At 71.6% G+C, this 18981-nt stretch carries 18 protein-coding genes and 1 riboswitch; of the genes, 5 read left to right on the top strand and 13 right to left on the bottom strand.

Annotated elements, in window-relative coordinates:
- Positions 1 to 22 precede the first annotated feature (22 nt).
- The gene (locus tag ACFY30_RS38520; RefSeq protein WP_390849798.1) at positions 23 to 1165 is read right to left on the bottom strand and encodes a glycosyltransferase family 4 protein; all 1143 of its coding nucleotides are present in this window, start codon (positions 1163 to 1165) and stop codon (positions 23 to 25) included.
- Positions 1166 to 1296: 131 nt separating this feature from the next.
- Between ACFY30_RS38520 and ACFY30_RS38515 the strand changes: the two genes are divergently transcribed.
- Positions 1297 to 2535 (top strand): glycosyltransferase 87 family protein, encoded by a 1239-nt coding sequence (locus ACFY30_RS38515; RefSeq protein WP_390849797.1) that lies wholly within the window; start codon positions 1297 to 1299, stop codon positions 2533 to 2535.
- 102 nt (positions 2536 to 2637) lie between these two features.
- On the opposite strand, the gene ACFY30_RS38510 is transcribed toward ACFY30_RS38515, so the two are convergent.
- Positions 2638 to 3966 carry an MATE family efflux transporter gene (locus ACFY30_RS38510; protein ID WP_390849796.1) on the bottom strand — a complete coding sequence of 443 codons (1329 nt, stop codon included), beginning with the start codon at positions 3964 to 3966 and terminating at the stop codon, positions 2638 to 2640.
- Positions 3967 to 4051: 85 nt separating this feature from the next.
- On the opposite strand from ACFY30_RS38510, the gene ACFY30_RS38505 reads away from it, so the two are divergent.
- The gene (locus ACFY30_RS38505) at positions 4052 to 4582 is read left to right on the top strand and encodes a PadR family transcriptional regulator (protein WP_390849795.1); all 531 of its coding nucleotides are present in this window, start codon (positions 4052 to 4054) and stop codon (positions 4580 to 4582) included.
- Here the strand turns inward: ACFY30_RS38505 and ACFY30_RS38500 are convergent.
- The 5 genes from ACFY30_RS38500 to ACFY30_RS38480 all read right to left on the bottom strand — a co-directional run bounded on the left by ACFY30_RS38500 (position 4570) and on the right by ACFY30_RS38480 (position 10020).
- On the bottom strand, positions 4570 to 5787 hold the full coding sequence (locus ACFY30_RS38500) for a hypothetical protein (RefSeq protein WP_390849794.1): 1218 nt from the start codon (positions 5785 to 5787) through the stop codon (positions 4570 to 4572). The two genes, ACFY30_RS38505 and ACFY30_RS38500, sit on opposite strands and share 13 nt — an antisense overlap.
- 39 nt (positions 5788 to 5826) lie before the next feature.
- Positions 5827 to 6849 carry an NlpC/P60 family protein gene (locus ACFY30_RS38495; protein WP_390849793.1) on the bottom strand — a complete coding sequence of 341 codons (1023 nt, stop codon included), beginning with the start codon at positions 6847 to 6849 and terminating at the stop codon, positions 5827 to 5829.
- 263 nt (positions 6850 to 7112) lie between these two features.
- Positions 7113 to 8153, bottom strand: coding sequence for an NlpC/P60 family protein (locus tag ACFY30_RS38490; protein WP_390655792.1), 1041 nt, complete (start codon positions 8151 to 8153; stop codon positions 7113 to 7115).
- A gap of 212 nt (positions 8154 to 8365) precedes the next feature.
- Complete coding sequence (locus ACFY30_RS38485; protein WP_390849792.1) at positions 8366 to 9709, bottom strand: NYN domain-containing protein; 1344 nt, start codon at positions 9707 to 9709, stop codon at positions 8366 to 8368.
- Between the two features lie 71 nt (positions 9710 to 9780).
- Positions 9781 to 10020, bottom strand: coding sequence for a hypothetical protein (locus ACFY30_RS38480; protein WP_055541554.1), 240 nt, complete (start codon positions 10018 to 10020; stop codon positions 9781 to 9783).
- Positions 10021 to 10200: 180 nt separating this feature from the next.
- Here ACFY30_RS38480 and ACFY30_RS38475 point away from each other — a divergent pair, with 180 nt between their 5' ends.
- Complete coding sequence (locus ACFY30_RS38475; protein WP_390849791.1) at positions 10201 to 10935, top strand: rhomboid family intramembrane serine protease; 735 nt, start codon at positions 10201 to 10203, stop codon at positions 10933 to 10935.
- Entirely contained in the window at positions 10932 to 11213 is a 282-nt protein-coding gene (locus ACFY30_RS38470; protein WP_089101146.1) for an Lrp/AsnC family transcriptional regulator, read from the top strand. Before ACFY30_RS38475 ends, ACFY30_RS38470 begins: the two co-directional genes overlap by 4 nt.
- A gap of 55 nt (positions 11214 to 11268) precedes the next feature.
- On the opposite strand, the gene ACFY30_RS38465 is transcribed toward ACFY30_RS38470, so the two are convergent.
- The 6 genes from ACFY30_RS38465 to ACFY30_RS38440 form a co-directional block, all read right to left on the bottom strand.
- Positions 11269 to 12630, bottom strand: coding sequence for an aminotransferase class V-fold PLP-dependent enzyme (locus ACFY30_RS38465; protein ID WP_390849790.1), 1362 nt, complete (start codon positions 12628 to 12630; stop codon positions 11269 to 11271).
- 165 nt (positions 12631 to 12795) lie between these two features.
- Positions 12796 to 12912, bottom strand: a riboswitch (SAM riboswitch).
- 76 nt (positions 12913 to 12988) lie between these two features.
- A complete protein-coding gene (gene trpD / locus ACFY30_RS38460; RefSeq protein ID WP_390849789.1) occupies positions 12989 to 14053 on the bottom strand; it encodes an anthranilate phosphoribosyltransferase in 1065 nt (354 codons plus the stop codon).
- 143 nt (positions 14054 to 14196) lie between these two features.
- Positions 14197 to 15834, bottom strand: a complete 1638-nt coding sequence (locus tag ACFY30_RS38455; RefSeq protein ID WP_390849787.1) for a cytochrome bc complex cytochrome b subunit — start codon at positions 15832 to 15834, stop codon at positions 14197 to 14199.
- Positions 15831 to 16892 (bottom strand): Rieske 2Fe-2S domain-containing protein, encoded by a 1062-nt coding sequence (locus ACFY30_RS38450; protein WP_390849786.1) that lies wholly within the window; start codon positions 16890 to 16892, stop codon positions 15831 to 15833. The genes ACFY30_RS38455 and ACFY30_RS38450 overlap by 4 nt, the downstream gene beginning before the upstream one ends.
- Positions 16889 to 17701: a c-type cytochrome gene (locus ACFY30_RS38445; protein ID WP_390849784.1), complete on the bottom strand. Its 813-nt coding sequence runs from the start codon at positions 17699 to 17701 to the stop codon at positions 16889 to 16891. Before ACFY30_RS38445 ends, ACFY30_RS38450 begins: the two co-directional genes overlap by 4 nt.
- Before the next feature lie 76 nt (positions 17702 to 17777).
- Positions 17778 to 18398 (bottom strand): heme-copper oxidase subunit III, encoded by a 621-nt coding sequence (locus ACFY30_RS38440; RefSeq protein WP_390655784.1) that lies wholly within the window; start codon positions 18396 to 18398, stop codon positions 17778 to 17780.
- 178 nt (positions 18399 to 18576) lie between these two features.
- On the opposite strand from ACFY30_RS38440, the gene ACFY30_RS38435 reads away from it, so the two are divergent.
- Positions 18577 to 18978 (top strand): hypothetical protein, encoded by a 402-nt coding sequence (locus ACFY30_RS38435; protein WP_390655783.1) that lies wholly within the window; start codon positions 18577 to 18579, stop codon positions 18976 to 18978.
- Positions 18979 to 18981: the final 3 nt, after the last annotated feature.

Genomic DNA, 18981 nt, shown 5'->3' with positions numbered 1-18981 from the left:
CCCAGACCTTTGAAGCGGGCCGCTACAGCAGCGTCTTGAGCTTCTCCGCCAGCAGGTCCCAGCGCCACTTCTCCTCCACCCACTGCCGCCCCCGCTCTCCCATCCGGCGGCGCAGCCCGGCGTCCCCGAGAAGCACGACGATGCGCTCGGCGGCCTCGGCCGGGGAACCGCCCCGCACGACCCAGCCGGTCTCCCCGTCGAGCACGGCGTCGGGCGCCCCGCCGGAGTCGCCGGCGACGACGGGCAGCCCGGTGGCGGACGCCTCCAGGTAGACGATCCCGAGCCCCTCGACGTCCAGCCCGCCCCGCCGGGTCCGGCACGGCATCGCGAACACGTCACCGGCGCCGTAGTGCGCGGGCAGCTCGCCCCAGGGCACCGCCCCGGTGAACCGCACGGAGTCCGCGACACCGGTCTCGCGCGCCAGCCGCCGCAGATCCCGCTCGTAGGGCCCGCCGCCGACGATCAGCAGCACCGCGTCCGGCTCCGCGGCCAGGATCCGGGGCATGGCGAGGATCAGCGTGTCCTGGCCCTTGCGCGGCACGAGCCGCGAGACGCACACCACCACCGGCCGCTCGGTCAGTCCGAGCCGGGCCCGCACCTCCTCGCCGCCCGAGCCCGGGTGGAAGGTCTTCTCGTCGACGCCCGGCGGCAGCTGCACCATCCGCGCGGCCGCCTCGGCGCCGAGCGCGGTCGCTATCCGCGAACGCGTGTACTCGCCCAGGTAGGTCATCGTGTCCGTGGTGTCCCCGATCCGGCCCAGCAGCCGGCGGGCCGCGGGCAGCTGCGCCCATCCCGCCTCGTGCCCGTGGGTCGTCGCCACGAGCCGCTCGGCGCCCGCCCTGCGCAGCGCGGGGGCCATCAGCCCGAGCGGCGCGGCCGCCCCGAACCACACGGACGTGCACCCGTGCTCCCGCAGCAGCCCGACGGCCCGCCGGGTCGCCCCGGGCGTCGGCAGCAGCATCGTCGTGCGGTCCCGTACGACGGTGAAGGGCTGCTCGGCGTCGAAGGCGGCCGTCGCCTCGGCGCCCTCCCGGCCGCGCTTCCAGGTGGAGGCGTACACGACGAGGCGGTCGGGGTCGAGCCGGAGCGCCATGTTGTGCAGGAACGCCTGGATACCGCCGGGGCGGGGCGGAAAGTCGTTCGTCACGATCAGGGTCTTGTGCATCGAGGCCGACCTTATCCAAACGCCCTTCACAGCCGCGCGGGGCCGCGCTTCACAGACGACCGGAGGATCATGGGCCGCACGGACGGACAGTTCCGGACAGACGACCACAGAGACTGACAGGACGGACACCGGTGGAGATCACGGAGGCGGGACGGCCGCTCACCTGGCTGTCGGCGACCTGGGGCGTGACACGGCTCGTCCTGCTGCTCTTCGTCTTCAAGGTGCTCGTCTTCCCCGGCCCGGACGTGACGACCGACGTGTCGTCCATCTACCAGGGCTGGTACGACGTGCTGCGCACCGGGAGCTTCCCGCGGACCGACGTCACCTGGCAGTACCCGCCCGCCGCCGCGCTCGCGATCCTCTCCCCCGCTCTGCTGCCCTTCCTCGGCTACGCGCAGGCCTTCTTCGTCCTGGCCTTCCTGGCCGACCTGGCCGTCCTCCTGCTGCTCCTGAACGCCGGCCGGCGCCCCGGCCGCTCGCTGCGCGGCGCCGGGGTGTGGGTGGCGGGCGTGCCGCTGCTCGGCCCCACGGTCTACGCCCGCTACGACGTGATGGTCACCGCCGTCGCCGTGGCCGCCCTGCTCGCGGGCGCCCGGCATCCCCGGCTGATGGGCGCGCTCACCGGCTTCGCCGCGCTGCTGAAGGTCTGGCCCGTGCTGCTGCTGGCGGGCGCGGTGCGGCGCCGGGCGTGGGCCGCCGCGGCGGCGACGGCCGCCGCCGTGGCCGCGGTCTTCGCCCTGGCCATGCCCGGCGCGTTCGCCTTCCTCACCTTCCAGCGCGACCGGGGCACCGAGGTGGAGTCGCTGGGCGCCCTCGTCTTCCATGTCGCGCGGCAGTTCGGCTGGCAGGGGCAGGTGCTGCTGAACTACGGCTCGGTGGAGTTCCTCGGCCCGTACGTCCCGGTGGTGAGCGACCTGGCCCTGGGCCTGACCGCGCTCGCCCTCGGCTGGCTGCTGCTGTGGCGGCTGTCGGCGAAGCGCCTCGCCGCGCACACCCTCGCCGAGGCGGCGCTCACGGCGGCGCTGCTGTTCACGGTCACCAGCCGGGTGATCAGCCCGCAGTACCTGGTGTGGCTGGTCGGCCTGGCCGCGGTCTGCCTCTGCTCCCGCGCGAGCCGGATGACCGGCCCGGCCGTGCTGGTCCTGGCCGCGGCCTTCGTGACGGTGCTGGAGTTCCCGGTCTTCTTCGCGGACGTCGTCAACAGCACCCCCCTGGGTGTGGGGCTCCTCTTCCTGCGCAACGGCCTGCTGCTCACCGCCGCCCTCAGCGCGGCCGTGCGCCTGTGGCGCTCGACGGTGCCGAAGTCCACCCCGGCTCCCGCCCCCGGTCACCCCACCCGCACCGGCGAGACCGCCCGCACCTTCTCCTGACGCCACGCGCGCCGCACCACCGCCCCCGGCCCACCGCCCCCCCACCCACCCCGGCGCCGCCACCTGCGGCGCCCGACCACGCACCCGAGACCGCTCCCGCGATCAGACCACCCGCACGAACGCGGGCGCCCCCGCCTCGTCCTGACGCCAGGAACGCCGCGACACCGTCCCCAGGACCGCGCACTGCACCCCCATGGCGAGCGCCAGCGCCAGGCACACCCCCGGCAGCCCGAGCCCCGACAGCGCGTACGCGAGCGGCAGCTGGACCGCTGTGCCGAGCAGGGTCACCCGCAGCAGCACGGGTGCTCCCCCGCTGCCCTCGAAGACCCCGCCGAGCGCGATGAAGCCGGCCATCAGCAGCAAGTAAGGCCCCACGCAGCGCAGGAACGACACGCCCTCGTGGGCCACGGCGGGCCCGGCGCCGAAGGCCGCCATGATCCAGGGGGCGGCGGCGCACAGCAGGACGGCCGCCGCGAGCCCGGCGCTCCCGGACACCACCAGGGTCTGGCGCCCGATCTCCCGCCGCTCGTCCCTTCCCCCGCCCCGGGTGTGGGCGGTGTGGATGGAGGCGGCCTGGCGCACGGCGTAGAAGGCCATGGTCGCCACGTACATGACCTTGTAGGCGATCGCGTAGGCGGCCACCGCCGTCACCCCGAGGCGTGCCACCACGGCCACCAGGCCGAGCGCCCCGGCCTGCCGGACGGTGAAGTCGGCGGACATGGGCAGCCCCGCGGCCAGGGTCCGCCGCAGCGCGGTGCCGGCGGAGACGACGGGACCGGACTTCCGGGCGGCCGCCCGCAGCAGGGCGTTCCGGCGCAGTGCGACGAGCCCGGCGACGAGGGCCAGGCACCGGCACAGCACGGTGGAGGCGGCGGCGCCCCGGACGCCGTGGAGGTGGATGAGGAACGGGTCGCAGACGAGGATCAGACCGTTGGCGAGCAGGGCCAGCCGCATCGGTGTCCTGGTGTCCCCGGCGCCCTTGAGGATGCCGTCGACGAGGTTCTGGGCGAAGAAGACGGCCGTGCCCGGCATCGAGATCGCGAAGTAGGCGACGGCGAGGGGCAGCGCCGGGCCGCCGTGGCCGCCCAGGACGAAGCGGGCGAGCGGCTCGCGGAGCAGGAACCCGCCGGCCGCGACGAGCGGGGTGACGACCGCGCACAGCGCCCAGCCCCCGCGTACGGCCGCCCGCACGGCCCCGGGGTCCCGGGCGCCCCTGGCGTGCGCGACCAGCACGGTCGTCCCGGAGGCGAAGACCAGGGCGATGCCGAGCAGCACGTTCTCGGTGTTGGTGGCGACCGCGACGGCGGCGACCGCCGGCCCACCCAGCCGGGAGACCCAGACGGTGTTGATGATCCCGGCGGCGACGGAGGCGAGGAGCGAGAAGTAGACGGGGTGGGCGAGCGAGACGAGCTGCTTGCGATGGGCGTTCACTGGGTCCCCTCTTTTCGAGCTACCTCGATTCGAGATAGCTCGAAAAGAGTTAGCATGGCCGTGTCACCCACCGCAAGGGAGAACCATGCTGGAGCTGTCGATCCTGGGCTTCCTGGCCGAAGAGCCGCTGCACGGCTACGAGTTGAAGGAGCGGATCACCGCTCTGAGCGGCCATGTCCGCCCGGTCAGCGACGGCGCGCTCTACCCGGCGATCACCCGGCTGGTCACCGCCGGCAAGCTCGACCAGCGCACCGAGGACGGGGCGGGCGCGGCCCCGCGCCGGGTGCTGTCGCTCACCGCGAAGGGCCGGGAGGACCTCCTGGAACGCCTCCGCCGCCCCAAGCAGGTCGAGATCACCGACCAGGTCCGCTTCAACACGCTCCTGGCGTTCCTGCGCCTCCTGCCCGACCGCCGGGAACAGGCGGCCGTGCTGCGCCGGCGGCTGGACTTCCTGGAGTTGCCCACGAGCTTCTTCTACGCCGCGGACGGCCCCGTGAGCGCCGAGGAGGCCGGAGACCTGTTCCGGCAGGGCATGCTCCGGGTGGCACGGGCGACGGGGCAGGCGGAGCGGGCGTGGCTGACGGAGGCGATCGAGGTGCTCGATCAGCCGAGCTGAGTCCGCAGATACGCCCGCCAGTCCCCTGTGAACCGCTCCAGGGAGACGTCCAGCACGCTCTCCAGCGCCCCCTCGACCGCTCCGGCCCGCTCCTGGTGGGCGCCGACGGCCCGGTAGAAGGCGTCCAGCTTCACCTCGCCCCAGCGCTCGGCGATCATCCGGCAGGCCAGCCAGCCGCCCTCGTACGCCCGGGCCAGCCGGGCCGGGTCGCCGGAGAAGCCGAAGTCGGCGTCGGTGGGCAGTCCGGCCGGCCCGCGGTCCTCGGTGACGGCGCTCCGGAGTTCGGGCGCGACCTGGCGCGGGGTGCGTCCGGTGTCCCGGTAGCCGACCCAGTCGGCGTACCCCTCGGACAGCCACAGCGGGGTGGCGGCGTTGGTGTGGGCCCGGGTGGCGACATGGGTGGTCTCATGGGTGAGCACGACCTGGCGCCCGACCGAGCCGAGCATGGCGTACGCCTCGGGGTTGACGACCACCCGGTCGGCCGGCGCCGGATCTCCGCCGCCGGCCCGGCCACCGGTCTCACCGGTGGTGACGCCGGCGATGCCCCGGTAGGAGGAGGCGGGCGAGCCGAGCAGCCCCGCCATGCCGTCCAGCGACTTCGGTACGAGGACGACCACCCGCCCCGCCCAGTCCGTGCCCCAGGCCGCCGACACCGCCGGGACGGCGTCGTCGGCGAGACCGGCGAAGGAGCGGAGCCGCGCGACGGGCTGTCCGGCGCCGAGCACCAGGCTGTGCTCGCCGCGTACGACGGTCACCACGCCCTGGTCCCACAGCTGTTCCCCCGCCTTCCTCGCGGGCTTCTCGGAGGCCACCGCCCACCGCCCGGCGGCGTCCCGGGTCAGCCGCAGGGTGCGGCCCACGGTCACCGGGGCCCCGTCGTAGCCCCGGATGCGGTAGCTCAGCTCGGCGTCGGCGGTCGCGGAGTCCCCGTCCCGGCGCACCGCCTTCACCTCGTAGGACCAGGCCGCCAGCGGCACCGCCTCGAGACCGGCCCAGCCCGCGCGGGTGCCGGTGGCGGCGTAGGCACGGGCGTCGTGGCGCAGGACGGCCGCCGCCCGCCGGTCCAGCACCCGCTGCACATCGGCCGTCGCGGTGTCGGGCGTGGGCCGCCCGCCGCAGCCGACCAGGACGAGGCCGGCCAGGGAGACGAGCAGCACCCCGCGCCCCGGGACCCCGGATCCGCGCACCCGCCCACGACCAGCCATCCTCCCGATCGTACGGCGCCCCGCGGGGGCGGGCTCCGGTCAGGGCCTGGTGACCGAGGAGACCGGCATCATCCCGACCGGGTCGTAGCGCACCGCGGCGCCCGGGTAGGGGGCGTGGATGACCTGGCCGTTGCCGGCGTACATGCCGACGTGACTGGCGTCGGAGCGGTAGGTGACGATGTCGCCGGGCCGGGCCTGGGAGAGCGGGACGCTGCGTCCGGCGTGCGCCTGGGCCTGCGAGGTGCGCGGCAGGGCGACCCCGGCCTGCGCGTAGGACCACTGCATCAGGCCCGAACAGTCGAACCCGGAGGGGCCGTTGGCGCCCCAGACGTACGGCTTGCCGAGCGCGGAACGGGCGGCGGCGAGGGCGGCGGCCGCACGGCCCGAGGCGGGGACGGCGCCCGCGAGGTCGGGCATGGGGAAGCGGCCGGAGCGGGACGCCCGGTCGAAGGCGGCGCGCTCGGCGAACGGCAGGGCGTTCAGCATCCGCCTCGCCCGGGCGAGCTTGCGCTCGACGGTCCTCTTGTGGCCGGCGACGGCCTTGCGGCTCTTCTCCAGCTCGGCGAGCGTGTGGGCGGTCTCGGTGCGCTCCTGGGCGAGCGCGCGCATCGCGTCCTGGAGTTCGGTGAGTTCGCCGGCCTGGTGGGCGGTGATCCGGTCGAGGACGGACGCCTTGGAGAGGTACTCCTCCGGGTCGTCGGAGAACAGCAGGGCCAGAGAGGGGTCGAGGCCGCCGGACCGGTACTGGGCGCCGGCCAGCGAACCGAGCCTCTCGCGCAGGTCGTTGATGCGCCCCTGCTGCCGGGCTACCCGGTCCTGCGCGTCACCCACCGCACGGCGCAGGGCGCCGACGCGCTCGTCGGCCTTGTTGTACGCCTCGGTGGCGTGCTCGGCCTCCTCGTAGAGCCGGTCCACCTCGGCGCGGGTGTCGTCGTGCGGGGCGGCCGAGGCCGGTACGGCGGTCAGGGCGCCGAGTGCGGCGGCCGCCGCGGACAGCACGCTCAGGGGGCGGGCGGCGCCCCGGTCGGACCCGGACGGTGCAAGGCGGCGATGGGACCCCACGGGAAGCCGCGCTCCTTCCACTGGCGGACAGAGACCGTCCCCCGTGGGCGGACCCCGGGGAAACGCGGCAGACAGTAGCCCTGTGTCCGGGGGGTGACCAAAGACCTCCGCGGGCACACACAGTGACGCCCCGCCGCTGACGCAGGTCACCGGCGGGGCGCGGGGTCACTTCGGGTAGTCGTAATTCCCCCGTTCGGGCGGTGCCGTGTCCTGATCTTGGAACGGCCCCGTGGGGGTGACGGCCGGGCGTCCCGGCCGAAGGGTCAGACGCGGACGCCCCACATGAACGGGCCGCCGATCGTGCTCATCGACTCGTAGCGGACGACCGTGCCCGTACGCGGGGCGTGCAGGATCTGGCCGTTGCCGGCGTAGAGGCCCACGTGGTGCAGGTCGTTGAAGAAGAACACCAGGTCGCCGACCTTGAGGTCGCTGACGGAGTAGATCTTCGTGCCGTAGCCGGACTGGGCCTCGGAGGTGCGCGGGATGGACACGCCGGCCTGGGCGTAGGCCCAGGAGGTCAGACCCGAGCAGTCGAAGGAGGACGGGCCGGAGGCGCCGTAGACGTACGGCGAGCCGATCTTGGACTGGGCCGCGGAGAACGCGGCCGCGGCGCGGCCGGAGGCGGTGCCCGTGTCACCGAGGTCGACGCGCTCGGAGGAGGAGCGGTTGGCGCGGTCCTGCTCGGCCGCGAGGGCCGCCTTCTCCTTGGCCGTCAGGGAGTTGAGGAGCTTCTGCGCCTCGGCGAGCTTGCCCTGGACCGCCTTCTTCTGCTTGGCCAGTTCGGTGCGGGTGGAGGCGAGGTCCTTGAGCTTGTCGGAGGCCTCGGCGCGCTCCTGCGCGAGTTCGCGCTGTTTCTCCTGGATCTTCTTCAGCGCCTCGACCTGCTGGGCGCTGAGCTGGTCGGCGGTGGACGCCTTGTCCAGGTAGTCGTCCGGGTCGGACGACAGGAAGAGCTGGAGGGAGGAGTCGATGGTGCCGGTGCGGTACTGCGCGGCGGCCGCCAGGCCTATGGAGTCGCGCAGTTCGTTGAGCTCCTCCTGGCCGCGGGCGACGTTGTCCTGGATGGTGGAGATCTCCTTCTGGAGCTTCTCCTGCTTCTCCGTGGCCCCGTTGAGCTTCTCGGTGGCCTGCTCCGCCTGCTCGTAGAGCTTGTCGACCTTGGCCTTGACCTCGTCCTTGCCGAGCTTCTCGGTGGGCGCCGCGTTGGCGGCCTGGGAGCTCAGGGCGACGGCAGCGGCGGCTGCGGTGGTCAGCACGGTCACGCGCGCGCGACTCGGCTGCTTGGGTCGACGGTGGGACGCCACGGAGACGGGCTCCTTCTTTTGAGTGATCACCCGTGTGGAGGTTCGAGCACCAGACCTTAGTGACCCCGCTGTGATCAGTTCAAATCCCCGGGGCCAAAAATCGCATCACGCAACGCAGTTTTTTCACGCAACTCACGGGGAGTGAGGCGGGCTTGACACTACGTTGCGTGACGATCCCGCCAATTCGGGCATTAAACCTGCAACATCGACCTTCAGGACAGCCGCTTCAGAAGTACCGCGGAAGCCACGGGCCGGGCGCCCGCCTTCGCGACGCCGTCGGCGACCTCGCGGTCGGTCGAGGCGACGATGACCGGCCGGCCCGGCGGCTCGGCGCGCACCAGCTGGCGGATCAGTTCGTCGGCAGTGACACCCGGCTTCGAGAACAGCACCCGCACCCCGCGCGGCGGCGCGAGCAGCACCGGAGCCGCGAGTTCGGCCCCGTCGAAGACGCAGGTGACCTCGGCGCCGGTCTGCGCGGCGAGCGCCGACAGCTGCCCGAGCAGCCGCAGCCGCTGCTTCTCCAACGGCATCTGCGGATAGCCGGTCTTGGTGACGTTGTAGCCGTCGACGACCAGATGCGCCTGGGGCAGTGCGAGCAACTGATCGAGAATGGCCGGATCGTGCTCCGACAGGGCGCGCGCGGCGATGTCCTTCGGGGTCATTCGTCCCGGTTCGACCGCGTCGACCGTCTCCGCCGGACGCACGGACACCGGCGGCAACGCCAGTTCGCGGCGCAGCCCTTGGGCCGCGTCGAGCACCGTGTCCAGCAGCAGCCGGACCCGCATGTCCTCGACGCTGCGTCCCTCGCGGGCCGCCCGCCGGGTGGCCTCCAGGGCGGCCTCGGCCTCCCCCAGGCGCGCCTTCAGCCGCCGGGTCTCGCTCTCGGCGGCGGACACCTGGGCCTGTCCCTCGGCGCGTACGGCCTCGATCTCGCCCTGCAGTTTGCGCAGCGCGGCCTCGCCGCGCTTGACGTCGCTGTGGGCCGAACGCAGCTTGCGGTGCAGCGATTCCGCTTCCTTCTTCGCCGCGTCCAGTTCGGCACGCAGCCGCTCGGTGTCCGCGCGGGTCTGCTCGCGTGCCTGCACGAGATCCGCGCGCAGGCGCTCCAGTTCGGCGCGGTTCTCGTCGTCGGCGCGCTCGGCGTCCGCCCGCTGGGCCTCCTCGCCGGCCGCGGTCACCAGCTTCACCCAGCCGGCGGGCCGCAGCACATAGGCCGCGGCCGCCACGTCGAGCGGGTCCGCGGCCGGAGTCGGCGAGCCGGAGTCGAGAGCGCCGGAGAGCTCCGGCTGGGCCTCTCTGTACTTCTCGGCGATGCGCTGCCGGAACAGCGGATCGGTCTCCAGCGCGGCCGCCATCGCGTTGCCCGCGAACTTCGCCCGCCGGTTCGGGGCGAACCGGGCGTACTGCCGCAACTGGGCGGGAAGTTCGCCGACGGTGAGGCCGCCGAAGCCGTCGGAGACGATCTGCACGACCCGGCGGCGCACGCCGTCGGGCAGCGGACGGTCGAGCACCTCAGCGGCGCCGTCGCCCGGCCCCCCGCCTGCGCTCTCCACCATCCGTCACACCCCAATACTGTCCGGGGCCCTCCCCCGCTCTCGATCGCGCTCGAGCGGGGGGACCCCCGTCGTCAGGAACCGGCGCCCGGCCGATCCACGAGTTCCACCTGATCCACGGCGTTGCACCAGCGGCACCGCACCGACTCGATGGTCTCACTGACCACCTCGCGCTCCTCGACCTTCGGTTCACCGGCGAGGTCGAGGTGGACGTACTCGACGACCTTCGACGAGCGCGTCACGTCGAACCGGGTGAGGTTGCCGCAGAGGGTGCAGCGCCACCGCGTCGTGGCGGTCGGCAGGGGAACCGTCATCGTGACTGTCCGCTTCCTTCTAGTGTCCGTCTTCCAGTCGGGTCGCGCCGGAGGCTCCCCGCTGTGCATGGCTCGTAACCCTACGGCCTGGCGCGTACTCGACGCCCATCCGTCCCACGGGCCCGTCCGGCGGCGAGGCGGTCTGTGCGGGTGCGTCCCGTTACGTCATGCTCTGTATTCATGATCGGCAACTGGAGCGGGACCGTCCGCAGAGCCCTCCGCAGCCCCTCGGCGCCGGTGACGTACGGACTGATCACCCTGTGCTGTCTGATCTTCGCGATCGGCCCGGCCTCGGGCCTCAGCCCGGCGTACGGCTCCGGGGACGAGCTGGTGGCCGCCCAGCGGGCCTGGTTCCGCCGGTGGGGCGTGGTCCCGGCGGAACTGTTCGAGGGCTCCGCACGCGCCGTCCTGGAGCCCGCCACGGCCCTCTTCGTGCACGGCAGCTGGGTGCACCTCCTGGGCAACATGCTCTTCCTCTACGTCTTCGGGGCGATGACCGAGGACCGGATGGGCCGCGTCCAGTTCACGCTGTTCTACGTCGGCTGCGGCTATCTGGCCCTGGTGGGGTACGCGACCGCCCACGCCGGCTCCCCGCAGTCTCTGGTGGGTGCCTCCGGGGCGATCTCGGCGGTCCTCGGGGCGTTTCTCTACCTGTTCCCCCGGGCCCGGGTGACCAGTCTCCTGCCGTTCCTGTTCTTCCTGCCGCTGCGGTTCCCGGCGTGGGTCGTGCTGCCGTTCTGGGCGGCGCTGCAGTGGGTGGCGGCGGGGCAGGCCGACCAGGGGCCCGGGGTGGCGTATCTGGCGCACCTGGTGGGCTTCGGGCTCGGCTTCTGCTTCGCGTGGGCCCGTTTCGGCCGTACGACTAGAGTGAGGGCCGCCCCAGCAACGGCTCCCGAGGGAGAGAACCAGCCGTGATCACCGCGATCGTCCTCATCAAGACCAGCGTGGACCGGATCCCCGAGATCGCGGAGCGGATCGCCGCGCTGGACTCCGTCAGCGAGGTCTTCTCCGTCACGGGCACCTACGACCTGATCGCCATGGTGCGGGTGAAGCAGCACGAGGACCTCGCGGAGGTCATCCCCGGCAGCATCAGCAAGATCCCGGGTGTGGAGGCGACGGACACCCACGTGGCGTTCCGTACGTACTCGCAGCACGACCTGGAGGCCGCGTTCGCCATCGGGCTCGACTCGTAAAGACGTTCGCCCGGACGTCCGGGGGCGTGGGCGCCCCCGGCGCGCGCCTCTCGCGTCACACCGCGGGGACGCAGCGGCCGTCCTCCGTCCGGTACGTCCAGCGCGCACCCTCGGTCACCAGTTCCCGCACCGCCGCGACGAAGCGCTCCACGTGCTCGTCGGGGGTGCCGGCGCCGAAGCTCACCCGGATGGCGTTGAGGGACTTCTCCCCGGGGGCCGCCTCGGGGGCGCCGCACTCGCCCTGGGTCTGCGGGTCGCCGCCCAGCAGGGTGCGCACCAGCGGGTGGGCGCAGAAGAGGCCGTCGCGGACGCCGATGCCGTACTCCGCGGAGAGGGCGGCGGCGAAGTGGGAGCTGTTCCAGCCGTCGACGACGAAGGAGATCACCCCGACCCGCGGGGCGTCGTCGCCGAAGAGGGAGAGCACGCGGACCTGCGGGACCCCGGCCAGGCCCGCCCGCACCTTCTCGACCAGGTACTGCTCGCGGGCCACCAGCGTGTCGAAGCCGGCCTCCGTCAGGGCCTTGCAGGCCGACGCGACGGCGTAGGCGCCGATCACGTTCGGGGAGCCGGCCTCGTGGCGGGCCGCGCTCTCGTGCCACTCCACGTCCACTCCCCCGTCCTCGCGCCGGGTGACCTTGCGGCTGGCGCCACCGCCCGCGAGATACGGCTCCGCCGTGCGCAGCCAGTCGGCACGGCCGGCCAGGACGCCGGAGCCGAACGGGGCGTACAGCTTGTGACCGGAGAAGGCGATCCAGTCGACGTCGAGGTCGCGCACCGAGACCGGGTGGTGGGGGGCCAGCTGGGCCGCGTCCAGCACGATCCGGGCGCCGTGCGCGTGCGCGGCCGCCGCGAGCTCGCGCACCGGCCACAGCTCGCCGGTGACGTTCGAGGCGCCGGTGACGCAGACCAGGGCCGGGCCGTAGGGGTCGCGGCCGGCCAGGGCCTTCTCCAGGGTCTCGACGGCCTGCCGCGGGGAGCGCGGGGCGTCGAGCCAGGTGACCCGGGCGTCCCTCCAGGGCAGCAGCGAGGCGTGGTGCTCGGTCTCGAAGACGAAGACCTGGCAGTCGGCGGGGAGGGCCGCCGCCAGGAGGTTGAGGGAGTCGGTGGTGGAGCGGGTGAAGATCAGCTGGTCGTCGGCCCGGCAGTCCAGGAACCCGGCGACGGTCCCGCGGGCGTTCTCGAAGAGGTCCGTCGACAGCTGGGAGAGGTAGCCGGCGCCGCGGTGGACGCTGCCGTAGTACGGGGCGTAGGCCGCCACGTCGTCCCAGACGCGCTGCAGGGCGGGGGCGCTGGCCGCGTAGTCGAGTGCCGCGTAGGCGACCTCGCCGCCCGTGACGAGCGGGACGGTGACATCCCTGCCCAGAACGGGCAGTGGGGCACAAACGGTACGGGCGGTGGCAGCGGTGGAGACAGACATGGGGAACTCCCGTGAGAGGCAAAGGAGAACCACCGTGCGGGCGGCTGTGGCTCCGGCACGGAGGAAGGAGAAAAGGGGATGCGGAGGCGGGGCTCGACGCCCTAGCGCATTCGCTTGCTCACGGAAGACTCCCTCGGACGACCCAGGACCCCTGGTTTCGCGAGGGGTCCGCGCTTGCCGGGGACCTTGCTGTCCACGGCCTGGTCTTCACCCGGGGCACCCCGCCACGGACGGAGGGTTGCCGGACAGTCGGCCGGGGCCTCATGACTGTCACTCATGACCTGGTACAGGAACGTACGTGAAGTGATCGTCGTCCCGCAACCCGAGTCCGGATGGCGGGACGACGTCGGGGTGGCCCCTAGGCGTTGCTGGCGGCCACCCAGCGCTCCAGAGTCCGCTTCGCCGCGCCCGAGTCGACCGACTCGGCCGCCCGGTCCATGCCGGCCCTGATCTGCTCCGCCAGCGTTCCGCCGCCCGGCTCCAGGGCGACCAGCGCGGCCGCCGAGTTCAGCAGGACGGCGTCCCGGACCGGGCCCTGCTCGCCGTCCAGCAGGCGGCGGGCGACCTCCGCGTTGTACGAGGGGTCCCCGCCCCGCAGGGCCTCCACCGGCACCAGCTCGATGCCGACGTCACGCGGGTCGAAGCTCTCCTCGGTGACCTTGCCGTCGCGGACGACCCACACCCGCGAGGTGGCCGTCGTGGTCAGCTCGTCGAGGCCGTCGTCGCCGCGGAAGACCAGGGACGAGTTGCCGCGCTCGGCGAACACGCCCGCGACCACCGGCGCCATGCGCGGGTCCGCGACCCCGACCGCCTGGGCCCGCACCCGGGCGGGGTTGGTCAGCGGGCCGAGGATGTTGAAGACCGTGCGGATGCCCAGCTGACCGCGGGCGGCACCGGCGTGGCGCAGCGCCGGGTGGAACTTGATCGCGAAGCAGAACGTGATCCCGGCCTCCTGGGCCACCTCGGCCACCCGCCGCGGGGTCAGCTCCAGGTTGACGCCGAGCTTCTCCAGGACGTCCGAGGCGCCGGAGGCGGAGGACGCGGCCCGGTTGCCGTGCTTGACGACCGTGGCGCCCGTTCCGGCGACGACGATCGCCGACATCGTGGAGATGTTGACGGTCTTGGCGCCGTCGCCGCCGGTGCCGACGATGTCCACGGTCCGCCCGGGCACCTCGATCACGTTGGCGTGCTCGTACATGGCCCGGACGAGCCCGTTGATCTCCTCGACGGTCTCGCCCTTGGCCCTGAGGGCCACCACGAACCCGGCGATCTGCGCGTCCGTCGCCTCGCCGCGCATGATCCGGTCCATCGCCCACGCCGTGGCGTCCGCGCTCTGGTCACGGCCGTACAGCAGGGCGTTCAGCACGTCGGGCCAGGAACGGCCCGCCGCGGTGTCGCCTCCAGCGGGGGTCACAGCGCTCATCAGCCGCTCCTGGGTTTCGTACGGATCAACGGACGCTCTCGTCGGAGCGTGTGATCCCACCCTATCCAGCCGGGAGCACGGCGAAGGGCCCCGTCCGAACACCGGACGGGGCCCTTCGGCCGTGGCGTGGCGACGCCGGACGATCAGTGGTGGCCGTGGCCGCTCGTGATCTCCTTGTACTCCTCGACGGTCGGCTTCGGGATCTGCTGGTCCTCGCCGAAGTACGCGTTGCTGATCTTGGCGCGCAGCTTCTCGGACCGCTTGATCTTGCGCTCGACGCCGTTCTCGTCGACGGCCGGGCCGATCGCGGCCGGCTCGTACTGCTCGTGCGCCGTGAGGGTGTGGAGCTGCTCCTGGCTGAGCGGCTCGTGGACCTCGATGAACTCACCGTGCGGCAGGCGCTTGATGGTGCCGGTCTCGCGACCGTGCAGCACCTTGTCCCTGTCGCGGCGCTGCAGGCCGAGGCAGATGCGCTTGGTGAGGATGTACGCGATGACCGGTCCGACGAAGAAGAAGATCCGGACGAACCAGGTGATCGAGTTGATCGACAGGTGGAAGTGCGTGGCCCACAGGTCGTTGCCGCCACCGACCAGCGTGATCATGTACATCGTGACCCAGGCGGCGCCCAGCGCGGTGCGCGTGGGGGCGTTGCGCGGACGGTCCAGGATGTGGTGCTCGCGCTTGTCGCCCGTGATCCACGACTCGATGAAGGGGTAGAGCGCGAGCGCCGCGAGGACGACACCGAACAGGACCAGCGGGATGAACACGCCGAGGACCAGGGTGTGGCCCCACAGGTTGACCTCCCAGCCCGGCATGAAGCGGATCAGACCCTCGGCGAAGCCCATGTACCAGTCGGGCTGGGCGCCGGTGGACACCTGGTCCGGACGGTAGGGGCCCATGGCCCAGATCGGGTTGATCTGCGCGACCGCGGCGATGACCGCGATGACACCGAAGACCAGGAAGAAGAAGCCTCCGGCCTTGGCCATGTACACGGGCAGCAGCGGCATGCCGACGACGTTCTTGTTGCTCTTGCCGGGACCCGCGAACTGCGTGTGCTTGTGGTAGAAGACCAGAATCAGGTGGGCCACCATCAGACCGAGCATGATGCCCGGCAGCAGCAGGATGTGGATCGAGTAGAACCGCGCCACGAAGTCGTGGCCCGGGAACTCCCCGCCGAACAGGAACATCGAGATGTACGTGCCCACGATCGGCATCGACAGGATGGCGCCCTGGGTGAAGCGGACGCCGGTGCCGGAGAGCAGGTCGTCCGGGAGCGAGTAACCGGTGAAACCGGTGAACATGCCGAGGACGAACAGCAGGAAGCCGAACAGCCAGTTGATCTCACGCGGCTTGCGGAACGCGCCGGTGAAGAACACGCGCATCATGTGCACGAACATGCCGGCGAGGAAGATCAGCGCCGCCCAGTGGTGGATCTGCCGGATGAGCAGACCGCCGCGCACGTCGAAGGAGATGTGCAGGGTCGAGCTGAACGCCTCGGACATCAGCTGTCCCTGGAGCGGGACGTAACTGCCGTGGTACTCCACCTCGTTCATCGACGGGTGGAAGAACAGCGTCAGGTACACACCCGTCAGGATGATGATGATGAAGCTGTACATGCACACTTCGCCCAACATGAACGACCAGTGGTCGGGGAAGATCTTGCGCATGTTGGCCTTGGCCAGGGAGTAGATCCCCAGCCGGCCGTCGGCCCAGTCGGCGATCCGCTCGCCGGCCGGCGCCTTCCCGCGTTCGCGGGACTCGTGGTTCTCGTTCGTGCTCATCCGCGCTCCCAGAAAGCAGGACCGACGGGCTCTTCGAAGTCGCCGAGCGCCTCGAGGTAGCCCTCGTCGTTCACGCCGATGCGCAGCTGCGGCAGGGCGTGACCGGCGGGGCCGAAGATCACTCGGGCACCGTCGGAGAGGTCGAAGGTGGACTGGTGGCAGGGGCACAGCACGTGGTGCGTCTGCTGCTCGTACAGGGAGATCGGGCAACCGACGTGGGTGCAGATCTTCGAGTACGCCACGATGCCCTCGTGCGACCACTCGAGCTCGCGCTTGTCCTTGATGTTGTCCGGCTGCAGCCGGACGATCATCAGGGCCGCCTTGGCGATCTCGTTCTGGAAGTCCTCGTCGTGCTCCTCCAGGCCCTCGGGCTTGCAGAAGGTGAGCGAACCGACGGCGACGTCCGAGGGACGCAGCGGCTCGTTCGTGTTCATGTTGACGAGGAGCTTGCCCTTGGCCCACAGCGTGTGGCGCAGCTTGTCCTCGGGCAGCGGGCCGAGGTCGCGCAGCAGCACGACACCGGAGAGCGGCACCAGGGCGAGGGCACCGAACATCGTGTTGCGGATCAGCTTGCGACGGCCGATCACCGATTCCTTGGCGCCCTGCTTGAAGTCCGCGTGGACCTTCGCGCGGACCTCGGGGGACGCCGCGATCGGGTGACGGTCGTCGGCGACCTCGACGTCCGACATCAGGGTGCGGGCCCAGTGGACCGCGCCGGCGCCGATGGTGAACAGCGCCGTGCCCAGGGTCAGACCCAGCGCGAAGTTCAGCGCGCTGAGGTGGCCGATCGGGAACACGAAGATCGACTTGTCGGCGGGGATCGCCACGAACGAGGCGATGAAGCCGACCGTGGCCAGCATCGACACCGTGAACAGCAGGGCGACCACACGCTCGGACCGCTTGGCGGCCCGCTCGTCGATGTCCTGGATCCGGTGCTCGTGGGGCGGCAGCCCGGGGTCGGCGAACGGGTTCTTCTCGTCCGCGACGCCTACGGCCGTACCGTGCGCGTGCTCCTGCTCAGCGGGCAGGTTCTCTTCTGGAGTGTCTTGGCTACTCATGACTTCTTGGCCTTTGCGGTCCGAGCGGCGACCCAGACGGCGACCGCGATCAGGGCGCCGAGACCGAAGATCCAGGCGAACAGGCCCTCGCTGACCGGGCCGAGGCCGCCCAGCTCCAGACCACCGGGGTTCTCCGTCTCGTCACCGTTGACCGCGTGCAGGTACGCGATGATGTCCTTCTTGTTCTGCTCCGACATGGTCGTGTCGGGGAAGGAGGGCATGTTCTGCGGGCCGGTCTGCATGGCCTCGTAGATGTGCTTCGGGTCCACGTCCTCGAGGCTCGGAGCGTACTTGCCCTTGGTGAGGGCACCGCCCTTGCCGGTGAAGTTGTGGCACTGCGCGCAGTTGGTGCGGAACAGCTCGCCGCCCTTGGCGATGTCGGCGCCCTCCGAGCCGTACTCGGCCTCGGTCGGGATGTTCGGGCCGGCGCCCAGGGAGGAGATGTACGCGGCCAGCTGGTCGATCTGGGCCTGCGTGTAGATGACCTTCTTCTTGGGCACCTGCGCGCCCTGGGAGGTCGCGGCGGGCATACGCCCGGTGCCGACCTGGAAATCGACGGCCGCGGCGCCCACGCCGACCAGGCTCGGACCGTCGGAACTGCCCTGACCGCCGGTGCCGTGGCAGCTGGCGCAGCCTACGGCGTACAGCTTCTTGCCCTCGTCGATGGCGAGGGACTGGGCGGTTTCATCTGCCTGCGCCTTGCTCGCGGGCGCGAACGCGGCGTACAGCCCCCCCGTGCACGCCAGCGCGAGGAGTAGGACGACGAGCGCCGCCAGCGGATGGCGTCGTCGTGCGGAGAGCTTTTTCACGGATTACCCCGGTGTCAGGATCTTCAGCGTCGATGCTTCTGGGATGTGCGCTTCTGGGCGCGTGGAACGGGCCCGGCTACTTGATCATGTAGATCGTGGCGAAGAGGCCGATCCAGACGACATCGACGAAGTGCCAGTAGTAGGACACGACGATCGCGGCGGTCGCCTGCTCGTGGGTGAACCTCCTGGCCGCGTAGGTGCGCCCGAGGACCAGCAGGAAGGCGATGAGGCCGCCCGTCACGTGCAGTCCGTGGAAGCCGGTGGTCAGGTAGAACACCGAGCCGTACGGGTCGGAGGAGAGCGAGAGCCCGTCCTTCTTCACCAGCTCCGTGTACTCGTAGATCTGACCGCCGATGAAGATCGCGCCCATGATGAAGGTGATGATGAACCAGCCCCGGAGCTTCTTCACGTCACCGCGCTCGGCGGCGAAGACGCCGAGCTGGCAGGTGAGCGAGGAGAGCACCAGGATCGTGGTGTTCGTGGCCGAGAACGGGAAGTTCAGGGCCTCGGCCATCTCCTTCCAGTGCTCGGGACCCGTCACCGAACGCAGGGTGAAGTACATCGCGAAGAGGGCCGCGAAGAACATCAGCTCGGAACTCAGCCAGATGATGGTTCCGACGCTGGTGAGGTTCGGCCGATTGACCGACGGGTGCGCGTGCCCGGTTTCTACTGTCGTTGCTGTCGCCACGACCGACATTATGTCGGTCGCTTATCCCGCCCTCACTCCGGGGGGTGCCGTTCGGAGTGTTCCCAGCGTGTGTACTGCCCGGATGGCCCATCGAAGTGATGTTCCAAGCGGTGTTGACGGGGTGTTCAGGGGGGTAGCATCCGCCGCAACGGTTCTGTCCGTACGACGCTGATGTCACGGAGGAAGCATGCAGGCGACCGCGACGGTGCTGGTCTACAGCGACGACTCCAACACCCGGGAGCAGGTCCGGCTCGCGACCGGGCGCAGGCCGGCCCCGGACGCCCCCCTGGTGGAGTTCGTGGAGTGTGCGACGCCCGCGGCCGTCGTCAGGGAGCTGGACAAGGGCGGGATCGATGTCTGCGTCCTGGACGGCGAGGCCGTGCCGATGGGGGGCATGGGACTGTGCCGGCAGATCAAGGACGAGGTGTTCGCCTGCCCGCCGGTCCTGCTGCTCATCGCCCGGCCCCAGGACGCCTGGCTGGCCACGTGGAGCCGTGCGGAGGCGGCTGTGACGCTCCCGGTGGAGCCGGTGGAGTTCGCCGCCGCCCTGGCGTCCCTGCTGCGGCAGAAGCGGCTGCTGAGCGCCTGAGGG

The sequence above is a fragment of the Streptomyces sp. NPDC000345 genome (assembly GCF_042898825.1).
GTDB lineage: Bacteria > Actinomycetota > Actinomycetes > Streptomycetales > Streptomycetaceae > Streptomyces.
The sequence above is the reverse complement of the archived record's forward strand: the minus strand, read 5'-3'. Positions and strand labels throughout refer to the sequence as shown.